The sequence below is a fragment of the Corynebacterium pelargi genome, from assembly GCF_014635485.1.
In the GTDB taxonomy this organism is placed as follows: domain Bacteria; phylum Actinomycetota; class Actinomycetes; order Mycobacteriales; family Mycobacteriaceae; genus Corynebacterium; species Corynebacterium pelargi.
Genome location: NZ_BMCX01000003.1, coordinates 223,561 through 236,789, shown reverse-complemented (window position 1 = coordinate 236,789; position 13,229 = coordinate 223,561). Strand labels below are relative to the sequence as shown.

The 13,229-nt window shown below is 58.7% G+C and carries 12 protein-coding genes; 9 read left to right on the top strand and 3 right to left on the bottom strand.

Features of this window, described 5'->3' with window-relative positions; all coding sequences use genetic code 11:
• The first annotated feature begins 213 nt into the window (after positions 1-213).
• The 7 genes from typA (at position 214) to IEU99_RS07470 (ending at position 7,186) form a co-directional block, all read left to right on the top strand.
• The gene (gene typA, locus IEU99_RS07500) at positions 214-2,124 is read left to right on the top strand and encodes a translational GTPase TypA (protein WP_128890089.1); all 1,911 of its coding nucleotides are present in this window, start codon (positions 214-216) and stop codon (positions 2,122-2,124) included.
• A 79-nt stretch (positions 2,125-2,203) separates the two neighbouring features.
• Complete coding sequence (locus tag IEU99_RS07495; protein WP_128890088.1) at positions 2,204-3,736, top strand: ABC transporter family substrate-binding protein; 1,533 nt, start codon at positions 2,204-2,206, stop codon at positions 3,734-3,736.
• Positions 3,736-4,623 carry an N-acetyl-1-D-myo-inositol-2-amino-2-deoxy-alpha-D-glucopyranoside deacetylase gene (mshB, locus tag IEU99_RS07490; protein WP_128890849.1) on the top strand — a complete coding sequence of 296 codons (888 nt, stop codon included), beginning with the start codon at positions 3,736-3,738 and terminating at the stop codon, positions 4,621-4,623. Before IEU99_RS07495 ends, mshB begins: the two co-directional genes overlap by 1 nt.
• Before the next feature lie 45 nt (positions 4,624-4,668).
• Positions 4,669-5,064: a hypothetical protein gene (locus tag IEU99_RS07485; protein ID WP_128890848.1), complete on the top strand. Its 396-nt coding sequence runs from the start codon at positions 4,669-4,671 to the stop codon at positions 5,062-5,064.
• Between the two features lie 52 nt (positions 5,065-5,116).
• The gene (fdxA, locus tag IEU99_RS07480) at positions 5,117-5,434 is read left to right on the top strand and encodes a ferredoxin (protein ID WP_128890087.1); all 318 of its coding nucleotides are present in this window, start codon (positions 5,117-5,119) and stop codon (positions 5,432-5,434) included.
• A gap of 33 nt (positions 5,435-5,467) precedes the next feature.
• Entirely contained in the window at positions 5,468-6,550 is a 1,083-nt protein-coding gene (dapC, locus tag IEU99_RS07475) for a succinyldiaminopimelate transaminase (protein WP_128890086.1), read from the top strand.
• Positions 6,551-6,631: 81 nt separating this feature from the next.
• Positions 6,632-7,186 carry a GtrA family protein gene (locus IEU99_RS07470; protein ID WP_128890085.1) on the top strand — a complete coding sequence of 185 codons (555 nt, stop codon included), beginning with the start codon at positions 6,632-6,634 and terminating at the stop codon, positions 7,184-7,186.
• Between the two features lie 61 nt (positions 7,187-7,247).
• Here IEU99_RS07470 and dapD read toward each other — a convergent pair whose 3' ends face one another.
• From dapD to IEU99_RS07455, 3 genes are all read right to left on the bottom strand, one after another.
• Positions 7,248-8,222, bottom strand: a complete 975-nt coding sequence (gene dapD / locus IEU99_RS07465; RefSeq protein WP_128890084.1) for a 2,3,4,5-tetrahydropyridine-2,6-dicarboxylate N-succinyltransferase — start codon at positions 8,220-8,222, stop codon at positions 7,248-7,250.
• A gap of 22 nt (positions 8,223-8,244) precedes the next feature.
• Positions 8,245-9,609: an amino acid permease gene (locus tag IEU99_RS07460; protein WP_128890083.1), complete on the bottom strand. Its 1,365-nt coding sequence runs from the start codon at positions 9,607-9,609 to the stop codon at positions 8,245-8,247.
• Positions 9,610-9,713: 104 nt separating this feature from the next.
• Positions 9,714-10,640: a DapH/DapD/GlmU-related protein gene (locus tag IEU99_RS07455; protein WP_128890082.1), complete on the bottom strand. Its 927-nt coding sequence runs from the start codon at positions 10,638-10,640 to the stop codon at positions 9,714-9,716.
• A 249-nt stretch (positions 10,641-10,889) separates the two neighbouring features.
• Here IEU99_RS07455 and dapE point away from each other — a divergent pair, with 249 nt between their 5' ends.
• Positions 10,890-11,969: a succinyl-diaminopimelate desuccinylase gene (dapE, locus tag IEU99_RS07450; RefSeq protein ID WP_128890081.1), complete on the top strand. Its 1,080-nt coding sequence runs from the start codon at positions 10,890-10,892 to the stop codon at positions 11,967-11,969.
• 488 nt (positions 11,970-12,457) lie between these two features.
• On the top strand, positions 12,458-13,225 hold the full coding sequence (locus tag IEU99_RS07445) for an LOG family protein (RefSeq protein WP_371869478.1): 768 nt from the start codon (positions 12,458-12,460) through the stop codon (positions 13,223-13,225).
• Positions 13,226-13,229: the final 4 nt, after the last annotated feature.

The following is a 13,229-nucleotide window of genomic DNA, read 5'->3' as shown; positions in this document are numbered from 1 at the left end:
CTTGTTCCTGGAGGAATGTGGCCTTGTAAAACTGCGCCACCCAATGTCACGCCGCGCGACCAGCAGCATCACCGCCCTGGGAGAAGCGAGCCTTTAGGGCTAAGAAAAAGTGCGAAAAGGTGCACTTGTACCCACGGTGCAGTACTGTTGAAACGCTGTACACCTGCGCCCACGATCCATCGGGTGCAGCAGCTATACCCCAGGAGATCTCCTTTGACCCGTCCAGAATTCCGCAATGTTGCCATCGTCGCACACGTTGACCACGGCAAAACCACGCTTGTCGACGCAATGCTGCGTCAATCAGGGGCGTTTGACGCCCACGCAGAAGTCGTTGATCGTGTGATGGACTCCGGAGATCTGGAAAAAGAAAAGGGCATCACCATCCTGGCCAAGAACACGGCTATTCGACGCCAGGGCGCAGGCAAAGACGGCAACGACCTTGTGATCAACGTGATCGACACCCCCGGCCACGCCGATTTCGGTGGCGAGGTTGAACGCGCTTTGTCCATGGTTGATGGCGTGGTGCTGTTGATCGACGCATCCGAAGGTCCGCTGCCGCAGACCCGCTTCGTGCTTGGTAAGGCTCTCGCCGCGAAGATGCCGGTGATCATCTTGGTAAACAAGACCGACCGCCCGGACGCTCGTATCGACGAGGTGGTAGAAGAAGCCCACGATCTGCTGCTGGAACTGGCAAGCGCCATTGACGATCCAGAAGCTGCTGCAGCCGCTGAGAACCTGCTCGATCTGCCGGTGCTTTATGCCTCCGGCCGTGAGGGCAAGGCCTCGACCGAAAACCCCGGCAATGGCAATGTGCCCGAGGCTGAAGATCTCCAGGCGCTGTTCGACGTGATCTACGAGGTCATGCCCGAGCCCACCGCCGATATCGATGGACCCCTGCAGGCGCACGTTACCAACTTGGACTCCTCTTCCTTCCTGGGTCGTATTGGTCTGATTCGCGTGCACTCCGGCAGTGTGAAGAAAGGCCAGCAGGTTGCCTGGATTCACTATGACGAAGAAGGCAACCAGCACACCAAGACCGCCAAGATCGCAGAGCTGCTGCGCACCGTCGGCGTGACCCGCGTGCCTGCGGATGAGGTAGTTGCCGGTGATATTGCCGCTATTTCGGGCATCGACAATGTGATGATTGGCGATACCCTCGCAGATCCCGAGCACCCGAACCCACTGCCACGCATCACCGTCGACGAGCCTGCTATTTCGATGACCATCGGCGTGAACACCTCGCCGCTGGCTGGCCGTGGTGGCGGCGATAAGCTCACCGCCCGCATGGTGAAGGCCCGTCTGGACCAAGAGCTCATCGGTAACGTCTCGCTGCGCGTGCTGCCGACGGAGCGCCCCGACGCCTGGGAAGTACAAGGCCGCGGCGAGATGGCCCTGTCGGTGCTGGTGGAGACGATGCGTCGAGAAGGCTTCGAGCTCACCGTGGGTAAACCACAGGTGGTGACCCAAGAAATCGACGGCAAGCTCTACGAGCCTTATGAGCACATGGTGATCGACGTGCCCAGCGAGTACCAGGGTGCAGTAACCCAGTTGATGGCTTCTCGTAAGGGCCAGATGGTGGCGATGGACAATATTTCCGATGACTGGGTTCGCATGGAATTCAAGGTTCCTGCCCGCGGCCTCATCGGCTTCCGCACCACCTTCATGACTGAGACTCGCGGTACCGGTATTGCCAACCACTACTCCGAAGGCCTCGAGCCTTGGGCCGGCGAGATCAAGGATCGCGCCACGGGCTCTTTGGTGGCCGACCGTTCCGGTCAGATCACCGCCTATGCACTCATGCAGCTTGCAGACCGCGGCTCCTTCTTTGTGGAGCCAGGCACCGAAGCCTATGAGGGCATGGTCGTGGGTGCGAATAATCGCGATGAGGATATGGACATCAACATCACTCGCGAAAAGAAGCTCACCAACATGCGCTCTGCTACCGCAGATGCCACCGTCACCCTGGCAAAGGCACGTTCACTCTCGCTGGATGAGGCCATGGAGTTCTGTGGTCAAGACGAGTGCGTGGAAGTAACCCCAGAGACGCTTCGCGTGCGCAAGGTCATCCTGAACGCCACCGAGCGTGCTCGCGCTCGTTCCCGCGAGAAGGCGCGCAATAAGTAAGCCGCGCAATGAGTAGGGGCGTTGGTGCTGCTCAGAGCCCAAGGGTTTTGAGCTGCAACCTGCGCTAAAATCTACATTCATGTTAATCAAGCACCGCACCAGCATCATCGCTCTGGCAGCGGTGCTTGCTGCATGTTCGGCCAATCCCGGCCCTGCTCCTGTAGAACAGGCAAAGCCAAGCAAAGCGGTGGCAACCACCAAGACCGAAACTCCCGATGAGCCGCCGCGGCTGAGTGTGGGCATCGACCCCATCTACGCTGGTTTGAACCCGCATCTTTTGGCAGATGATTCGGAGTTCGTTCGAACCCTCGCCCAGCTCGTGCTGCCAAGCACCTTCGTGGACGGGCAGATGAACAAAGACCTCTTGGAATCTGCCAAGCCGGTCACCCCGGCTGATGATGTGGCGCTTACTATTCGCTACGACATTGACCCCGAAGCGCAGTGGTCTGATGGCACGCCGATTACCGTCTCCGACTTTGAATACCTGCGCAATGGCATTGCCAATACCCCCGGCACCCTCGATGCGGTGCGCTATCGAGCCATTAGCGATATTCGATCTGCCAACGGCGGCCGCACGGTGTTTGTGGATTTCTCCCAGCCCATTGCCAATTGGCAAACGATGTTCCTTGCGCTGCTTCCAAGCCATGTGCTGAAGGATGAAGCAGGCTTTGACAAGGCATTAAGAGAAGACATCCCTGCCTCCGGCTGGCGTTTTTCTCTCCATAGCGTGGATCGCAGCCGCGGTGTGATCACCTTGCATCGCAATGATCGCTTCTGGGGAGCAAAGCCGGCGCAGGTTGAAACCCTGCAGTTTGTCGAGGTCCGTTCGCTGCCTCAAGCAGCAGAAATGCTGCGATCTGGACAATTGAGCTTTGTGGATATGACGCCCACGGAAGTGGCTTCCGAGACCTTGGAGCTCATCCCCGAAACGCAGGTGCGTACCACGGTGTTGGATCGCCGTTTGCAGGTCACAGCCACCACCAAGCTCGATACTGCGCAGCGCGCGAGCTTGGCTTCCATGATCGACCCCGCGACCTTAGCTCGCTTGGCCACAGGCCGAAGTGCCGCACTCGAAGTAGAACAAGCACTTGAGCCCAAGGAGCCGCAGCCTGAAGCATTGCAAGCCTTGGGTAGGCCTTTGGTGATTGGGGTTGATCCTTCAGATCCAACTGCGCTGGCTGCCACCAGGGCGCTTGTCGACGTCCTACGCAACGCAGATATTCCGGCCAACATCGAAACCTCTGATGCCACCGATCTCTTTGAAAATGCCCTGCCCAACGGCGAGTTGGATGCTTTGATCACTTGGACGCCCGCTAAGAATCGCGACCAGTATCACTGCGACGGTGAAGTGGTTGCGGCGAATCTTTCCACCATGTGCGTCCCAGAGGTGGAGGCGATGATTGAGCGGATGATTCAGGGCAACGCCACGGCCGAGGAGCTTGCTGCTGCGGTAGCTGAGCTTGAGGCCACCCAGCACCTGAATACGGTCATCGTTCGAGATGTGCGCCTGCAGGCTTTGGGCAGGGGTATTGTTGGGCCGAATCCATCCCTGGAACGCTGGCCAGCGGGGCTCACTTCTCTTGCCGAATGGACCATAAACAAAGGACAATGATGCGCGACCTATTAGGAAAAACCGTGGTGGCGGTGCATGCCCACCCCGATGATGAATCCATTTGGACTGGTGGCCTGCTAGCCCAACTCGCTGCCCGCGGTGCGGAAGTCACCGTGGTGACCTGCACCCTGGGTGAAGAAGGCGAGGTCATCGGCGAGCCCCTGCAAGGCCTGGTGGCAGATGCCGCAGACCAGCTCGGCGGATTTCGAATCGGGGAGTGGCGCGCTGCACTGGAGGCCTTAGGGGTGCAAGGGGAATTCCTCGGCGGTGCCGGCACCTGGCGTGATTCCGGCATGATCGGCGCACCTTCGAATGAACACGAGCGTGCATTCATTTCCTCCGGCCCTGCATCGGTGGACGCCCTCGTCGAGGTCTTTCGCCGTTTGCAGCCCGATCTCGTCATCACCTACGGCCCTGATGGAGGCTACGGGCACCCCGATCACGTGCGCGCCCACCACATCACCCACGAGGCTGCCAAAGAGGTGCCGGTGCCACGCATCCTGTGGGCGGTTACCTCCCGGACGATGCTCAATCGCGGTTTAGCGGCGATCACCCAGATTCCCCATGGCTGGCGCGAAGCCTTACCGGGAGAGCTCGCCTGCGTAAACGACGTGGATATCACCGTCACCCTTGATCCGCGCAGTTGGACAGCCAAGCTCAACGGCATGAAGGCCCACGCAACCCAGTTGTGGATCGCCGATGGCACAATTTCTGCCACCAACCCCCACGCGGCAATCGCCCAAGTAGACGATCCAGACTTGGTGCCCGCAGTGTTCGCGCTTTCCAATCTGATTGCCCAGCCTCTGCTGCGTGAGGAGCACTATCGCCTCGGTGGCGGAAGCAATACCGATCCGCTGGAGTCGAATGACCCAATGGAAGGACTCTAAGTGGCAGCCCAAAACCACGCGAGGCAACACGCCAAGGAGCAGCAAGTGACAGACCCTCGCGATGATCGCACCGCCTATGTGCATCAAGGCTTTAGCAAAGGGGAGGCCGCTTTCGGTCTTTTTTGGCTTTCGCTTGGCGCGCTGATCTCCGTTTTTTTAGAGGTGATCTACCTAGGCACCTGGATCGGTGGTGTGCCGGTGCCGTACACCGTGGTGATTGCTTTGCTATTTAACCTGGTCTTAAGCAAAACTGCGCTGCTGTGGGCGCCGGCATCCCCGCTGAAGTTCTTGCCACTTGGTGTGTGGATTTTGGGGTTCTTCCTCTTTGTATTTGCCACCGCCGGTGCGGGCGATACGGTATTAGTTCCCGGAATCCGCTCAATTTTATTACTTCTTGCTGGCATAGCCGGAGGCGTGTGGCCTATGCTGCGTGCGAAGTGACATAATAAGGCAGATTAAGCCAACTGTTTGGAATTTGGAGATTGTACTTTCAATGACGTACACAATCGCACAACCTTGCGTTGATGTCATGGATCGCTCTTGCGTAGAAGAGTGCCCCGTCGATTGCATCTATGAGGGCAAGCGCTCCCTCTACATTCACCCCGATGAGTGCGTCGACTGCGGTGCTTGCGAGCCCGCTTGCCCCGTCGAGGCCATCTTCTACGAAGACGATGTTCCCGATGAGTGGATCGACTACAACGACGCCAACGCCGCTTTCTTTGATGATCTCGGCTCACCCGGTGGCGCCGCCAAGCTGGGGCCTCAAGACTTCGACGCCCCGATGATTGCGGAACTGCCACCCCAGGCCTAGTTCTCATTTTCTTCTGCTGCAAAGGAGCCACCCGTGCGCACACCGTCGTCTTCGACGCTGCCTGATTTCCCCTGGAACTCTCTAGAACCAGCGAAGGCCCAGGCCTCCCAACACCCAGAGGGGTTAATCAACCTTTCTGTGGGTTCGCCTGTCGACGACGTAGCGCCCGGCATCCAACTCGCCCTTGCGGAAGCAGGCGCAGCCGGTGGCTACCCACAAACCATCGGTACGCCAGCACTGCGCCAAGCCATCGTCGATTCCTTGGCGCGCCGCTACGGCATCAGCCCCGCCCCGGCGGTGCTTCCCGTGGTTGGCACCAAAGAAGCCATTGCGCTGCTGCCCTCCCTTCTTGGGGTTCGCGGCACCGTGATCATCCCAGAGGTTGCCTATCCCACCTACGAGGTAGCAGCGCTGCTCGCCGGCGCCACCCCGCTGCGAGCCAGCACCCCGCCAGCGGAAGCAGAAGACGTCGACCTAATCTTTATCAACTCGCCATCGAACCCCACCGGGGCAGTGGCAAGCCACGAGCAATTGCGTGACTGGGTGGAATATGCCCGCAAGCACAATGCGATCTTGGCTTCCGATGAGTGCTACCTGGGCTTGAGTTGGGAAGGCCAGGCAGCCTCGATTCTGGATCCAGAGGTCAGCGACGGCGATTACAGCAACCTTCTGGCCATCCACTCCCTTTCCAAGACCTCCAACTTGGCCTCCTATCGCTCCGGCTTCTTCGCCGGCGATGCTGAGCTGATTGCAGAGCTTACCGAGGTACGTAAGCACGCCGGGTTGATGATGCCAGGACCAATCCAGGCAGCCACCGTGGCAGCGCTCGAAGATGATGACCAAGAACAGGCCCAAAAGCTGCGCTATGCCAATCGACGCGCGGTGTTAATGCGCGCTTTGGTGGATGCAGGATTCCGCATCGAGCACTCAGAGGCGGGTCTGTATTTGTGGATCACCCGCGATGAAGATTGCTGGGACACAGTGCAGTGGTTTGCAAAGCGCGGCATCCTCGTGGCTCCCGGTGCTTTCTATGGTCCTGCCGGTGAGCGCTTCGTGCGCGTGGCCTTAACTGCAAGCTTGGAGCAGTGCGAACAAGTAGCGCAGCGGCTGAGCTAGACCTTGCTTAACCTCACGGCTACTTGAGCGTAAGATAGCCCGGGTTAGTTAGTGCAATCAATATTCAGTGAGGGAGAAGGCGTGGCCAAATCGTCCACATTCGCCACCACGATTGTTCAATTCTTAAGATTTGGCGTCGTTGGTGGTTCCGGCGTGCTGGTGAACATGGCCGTTGTGGTGGTGATGAACAAGCTGATGCTGTGGTCAGCCGATATCACCCCTGCCGATCCCTTTTATAACCTCTTCGGCACTGCCTTCCACATTCGTTGGTATCACGTCTTCCAAACAGTGGCCTTCCTGGTAGCCAATACCTGGAACTACCAGCTCAACCGCATGTGGACCTTTAAAACCACCGTGAGCCCGAAGTGGTGGAAGGGCTTTTTTGCCTTCCTCACCACCGGCTTATTGGCCTTTGGCGTAAGCCTGATCATTGCCACGCTGCTGATGAACCCAGAATCACCCATCGCCTTGCCAGACGATGTTTTTGATAACTCCACCGGCTTCCGCACGAAGGTCTACTGGGCCAATATCATCTCGGTGCTTGCAGCGATGCCGATTAACTTCCTGATCAACCGCCTCTGGGCGTTTCGTCCCACCCGCATCGTGGTGGAACAACCCCCGGTGCAACACCGCTAAAGACTCCAAAAAAGACCTGCCCTCCGCAATAGGGCAGGTCTTTGAGTTTTTGTGAGCCGGCTTAGTTCTTGTGCAGTTCGGAGTTGAGCTCTACTGCCTGCGACTTCCACGGCACAGCCTCGATAGCGCCGTTGATGGAGTTACGGCGATACAAGATGTTATTGGCACCGGAAAGCTCAGCAGCCTTGATTGCCTGGCCTTCTTCTAACCCGAGGGCCTCAGACACCGCGCCGCGGGTCACCACCCTAGAACCGGCGGTGACGTACAGGCCAGCTTCGATCACGCAGTCGTCGCCAAGCGGGATACCGCAACCGGCGTTGGCGCCGAGCAGGCAGCGCTCGCCAATCGAGATCACGTGCTTGCCGCCACCAGACAGGGTGCCCATGATGGAGGCGCCGCCACCGATATCGGAGCCATCGCCTACCACCACGCCAGCAGAGATGCGGCCTTCAACCATGGAGCTACCCAGGGTGCCGGCGTTGAAGTTGACAAAGCCCTCGTGCATCACGGTGGTGCCCTCTGCGAGGTGGGCGCCAAGGCGAACACGGTCGGCATCGCCAATGCGCACACCAGAGGGGATGACGTAGTCGATCATGCGGGGGAACTTGTCCATGCAGAAGACCGTCACGGGGCCGCGGCGCTGCAGGCGGGCGCGGGTGACTTCGAAGTGCTTCGGGGAACAGGGGCCGAAGTTGGTCCACACCACGTTATTGAGCAGGCCGAAAATGCCGTCGAGGTTGAGCCCGTGGGGCTTGACTAGACGGTGGGAAAGCAGGTGCAGGCGAAGGTATGCCTCGTAGGTATCTTCGGGTGCCTGATCCAAATCGGCGATGGTGGTGCGGATGACCTTGCGCTCAACTTTGCGGTCGCCGTCGACCACGGCCAGGGCGCGGAAATCGTCTGGCACATCCTTGCCCTCCAGGAATTCCGTGCCAGAGGTTTCGGCACCGCCGAGCTCCGGGTAGGGGAACCAGGCGTCGAGAACGTCGCCATCGTTGGTAATTGTTGCTAAACCAATTGCGTGTGCAGAAGTCATGGTGTTGAAGTGTACCTTCCGGTTATTTCTTTGCACCCTTGACTGCAAAAGACAGCGCAATCAAGCCGCCGAAGATCACTACCACGGAGGTGACTTGGCCACGGGAGCTTTCGTCGAAAAGCATCATGATGATCAGCCCTGCGATCGCTGCAAGGGTAAGCCAGGTCAGCCAGGGGTAGCCCCACATACGAACCTTGGTCAGCTCGCCGGCCTTCTTCATGATCGGGTGCAGCTTGAGATACGACAGGGCGATCATCACCCAGATCACCAGCAGGCAGCCGCCCACGGCGTTGAGCAGGAAGGACAACAGTCCCGGAGGGTTCCAGTACTGCAAACCAACGGAGAGGAAGGCGAAGAACATCGACAGCAGCACGGAGGAAATCGGCACGCCTTGCTTGTTGGTAGCGGCGAACACTCGTGGGGCGTCACCGCGTTCTGCCAGCGAGTGCACCAAACGAGAGGTGGCGTAGATCTGAGCGTTAAAGGCAGAAAGCAGTGCCAGCACGATCACGGCCTCCATGAAGCCCACCACGCCAGGAAGATCAGCCATGGCCAGAATGCGGGTGAAAGGAGATTCCGCAGCCGAGTCGGCACCGCCGAGCTGGTCATAGGGCATGAGGAAGGTGATAACGAGCACCGAACCGAGGTAGAACAGCGAGATACGCCAGATCACCGAACGCACTGCCACACCAATAGCGGTCTTAGGATCCTTGGATTCAGCAGCGGCGATGGTCACGATCTCGATGCCACCGAAGGCGAAGGCCACGGCCAGAAGGCCGGCAGCAACACCGGAAACGCCATTGGGCATGAAGCCGTGATCGAGGAAGTTCTCGGTGCCAATAAAGTCGTGGCCGGGCAGCACACCGAAGATCAACAGTGCGCCGACGATGAGGAAGAAGATGATCACGGCGACTTTGATAAAGGCGAACCAGAACTCAAACTCGCCAAAGCCTCGCACATTGGCCAGATTGACCACCGCGAAAAATGCCACGCAGATTAGAGCCGGGATCCAAGGGGAGATGCCAAACCAGGAGGACATGATCGCGGCGGCACCGGTCATTTCTGCGCCCATCACCATGGTGAGCATGAACCAGTACAGCCAGCCGAGGGAGAATCCGGCCCAGTGGCCGAAGGCTTGTTCGCCGTAGATGGAAAAGGAACCGGAGGCCGGGCGTGCTGAGGCCATCTCGCCAAGCATCTGCATGACAAAGACGACGATTGCGCCGGCGATGATATATGCAATGAGCACCGCGGGGCCGGCAGCAGCGATGCCGACGCCGGTGCCAAGGAACAGGCCCGCGCCAATTGCGGAGCCAAGGCCCATCATGGTCAGGTGGCGGGTTTTCAGGCCCGCACCGAGGGCGGTGTCTTGTGTTGTTTGGGACATAGCAAAAACAATATGATATTTCCCTCACACATGGAATTTCATGCAATACAGGAGGGTACGAATACCCAACGGTTGCCCCCGAATGTGGCAGGCCAGCTTTGCCCCTAGGCGGGATCGGGTTGCTGCTGAATCACCACGGGTTCGACCCTGTCGGCCACGTGGGTGATGTGCACACCGGAGATGCCGGCCAAGGTGGCGGCGCGCACCAGTGCATCGTCTTCAACGCGGTGAACCATGGTGGAAGGTTCGAGGATGAGATTAGTACCGATGGTGACGTCATCGCCGAGGTCAATGCCTACAATTGCCGAACCCAAACCGATGCTGCAGCGCTTGCCAATGCGCACCGCATTGCTTGCTTTATCAGAGACGATTGAGGCCGAGATACCGAGATCGAAACCTTCATCTAACACCGCACCGGGGTAGAGGTGCCCCTCGATCCTGCCCGCGCCTAAAGTGCCGGCGTTATAGGCCACATAGCCTTCGCGGAGCACCTCAGTTCCCGGTGCAAGATATGCACCGAGGCGAACGCGCTCGGCCTCGGTGATTTGGATATCGGAGGGAACCACATAATCCACCATGCGGGGCAGCTTGTCGATGCCGTAGACGTGGATGAGGCCTCGAGAACGCAAGGCAACGCGGACTTCTTCAAAATTCTGGGCCAAACACGGGCCTTTATTCGTCCACACCACATTCGCTAGCAGCTCCAGCGCACCTTCGAGATTGATCTCGTGCGGTTTGACCATGCGATGCGAAAGCAAGTGCAGTCGAAGGTAGACATCGTGGGCGTCGATAGGCGGCTGGTCGAGATCTTCAATAGTGGTGCGAACAGCAACCTGCTCCACCATGCGGTCTTCATCGATGCGAACCAGGTTCAGCATCTTGCGGGGTAGATCTTGAGCCCCAAGGCGGATCGTGCCGGTGGGGAGATCAAAGTGGTGGGAAAGCAATGGCGAGGGGTACCAGGTGTCGAGCACCGTCCCATCCATTGCAATGTTGGCGATACCTACGGCCTGCGCGCCAAAAGTTGTCATAATGCTTCCCATTGTAACGCCCAGGTCATCAGTAGCTGGCACCAGCGCCCTGCGAGTATCACTGGCTCGGGTGCACCCAAAAAAGAGCACAATTCGCAGGAGGTGCCGAGCAGGAGTTTGGGCATGGGGCTTGGCTTCTGGTTGGCTTCTGGCTTGGCTTTGGGGGCGTGCTTCAGGCTCGTGCTTGGGAAGTTACACAGCACAGGCTGCTATCGCACCGATGAGCCACTTGGGCTATACAGTGAAAGCATGCTCCAACTTGACGCTGACCCAATTGCTTTGACCTCCGCACTCGTCGATATTCCTAGCCCCTCGCATGAAGAAGGCCCAATCGCTGATGCCATCGAGCAAGCCCTGCGCGCCATTGACAATGTGAAGGTGCAAAGAATGAACCACACGCTGGTGGCCACCACCGATCGTGGTTTGGGATCTCGCATTATCCTCGCCGGACATATTGATACTGTGCCGCTAGCCGATAATGTTCCAGGCCATATCCAAGATGGCGTGCTGCATGGCTGCGGCAGCGTCGACATGAAGTCGGGCATGGCCTGCTACCTGCATGCATTTGCCACCCTGGCCAATCACCCAGATTTGCGCCACGACCTCACCTTGGTGTGCTACGAAGCTGAAGAAGTTGCCGCCACCTTCAATGGTTTGGCCCACCTTCAAGAAAGCCACCCCGAATTGCTCCAAGGTGATCTGGCCCTATTGGGTGAACCATCGGGAGCGATGATCGAGGCGGGATGCCAAGGCTCTATTCGCCTCAAAGTGATCGCTGAAGGAACGCGCGCACATGCAGCACGCTCCTGGCTCGGCGATAACGCCATGCATAAGCTCGCCCCCGTCATTAGCCGCATCGCCGCCTATGAGGCGCGTGAGGTGGAAGTGGATGGTTGCATGTATCACGAGGGCTTAAACATCGTGCACTGCGAATCCGGCGTGGCCACCAACACCGTTCCCGACGAGGCCTGGATGTACGTGAATTTCCGCTTTGCACCTGATCGCGACGTGGATGATGCAATGGAGCACATGCTCGCCGTCCTCGATTTGCCCGAGGGCGTGCACTATGAAGTCTCCGATGCAGTACCAGGTGCACGACCGGGGCTTGATCAACCGGCGGCGGCAGATCTACTCAAGGCAACCGGCGGCCAATTCCGCGCCAAATACGGTTGGACCGACGTGTCTCGCTTTGCAGCCCTGGGAGTGCCCGCTGTGAACTTCGGGCCAGGGGATCCCTCCTATGCGCACAAAAAAGACGAGCAGTGCCCGGTGGAGATGATTAGCGAAGTATCGGAGCAACTTCTGCAGTACCTCACCGGCGCTGCCTAAGGCTTGCGCACAGGCTCACTGGCGCTCAGGCCCACTGGCGCTCAGGCTCGCGCTGAGCAAAGCAAGACTGAGCCAACCAGGTGCTGGGCTAAGGCCAACCAGGCGCCGGGTTAAGGGCTAACCAGGCAAGCGGTTCGCCAGTCCTAGCCAGATGCTTAGCCAGCAGGACGTTCACGCTGCCAGTACACTCCCGGGTGGTATGGCCTTCGGGATCACGTTGGTACACAACCGGCGGTGACGGCGTGCTGGCTTCGTGCCAACACGAAGCCAGCATCAAGCGGCAAAGCCTCGGGCTGCGCTGAGTTCGATCCCGGGAGCCTCACCCCGACCGCTCACTCCGAACCCTCACCCCGGAGCTTGATCCCGAGGCCTCGCCGGATCTCGCGAGCACCTCAAGGCCCGCTGGATGCTCGCGGCCGAGGGCTTGATACTAAAAACTCAACACTTAAAAAACTAAAAACCACAACACCGATTGGATGTCGAAGAACATGAATAACAATGACGCTCGCCGCACCCTTCTAGGCCCGATGCTGGTTCGCGATAAGCAGGCAGCGAAAGGCGAAGGCACCTATGATCAGCGCCTCCTGGAACTCGGTGCAGACCACGACTGGCTGCATGCCGATCCTTGGCGCGTGTTGCGTATCCAAAGCGAATTCGTAGCCGGGTTCGACGCTCTTGCCGAGCTCCCGCCGGCTGTCACTGTCTTTGGTTCTGCTCGCACCAAACCCGAAGAGCCCTACTACGCCCTGGGCGAGCAGCTCGGCGCCGCCATTAGCCAGGCGGGCTACGCGGTGATCACTGGTGGCGGGCCTGGCTTGATGGAGGCCACCAATAAAGGCGCTCTGGAAGCTGGCGGGCGTTCGATTGGTTTAGGTATCGAGTTGCCCCATGAGCAAGGCATCAATGATTACGTGGATATGGGCTTGAACTTCCGTTACTTCTTCGCCCGTAAAACCATGTTCTTGAAGTACTCCCAGGCTTTTGTGTGCTTGCCTGGCGGGCTCGGCACACTCGATGAGCTTTTCGAGGTGCTCTGCATGGTCCAAACCGGCAAGGTGACCAACTATCCCATCGTGTTGCTGGGCACGAGCTTCTGGGCTCCGATGGTGCAGTGGCTCAAGCAGACCTTGGTGGCAGAAGGCATGATTAGCGAAGGCGACATGGACTTGTTCCTGGTCACCGATTCGATTGAGGATGCGGTGGCGCATATCCAACGAGTACACCAGCAAATGCCACTGTTTGGCTCAGATTCTTAACAAA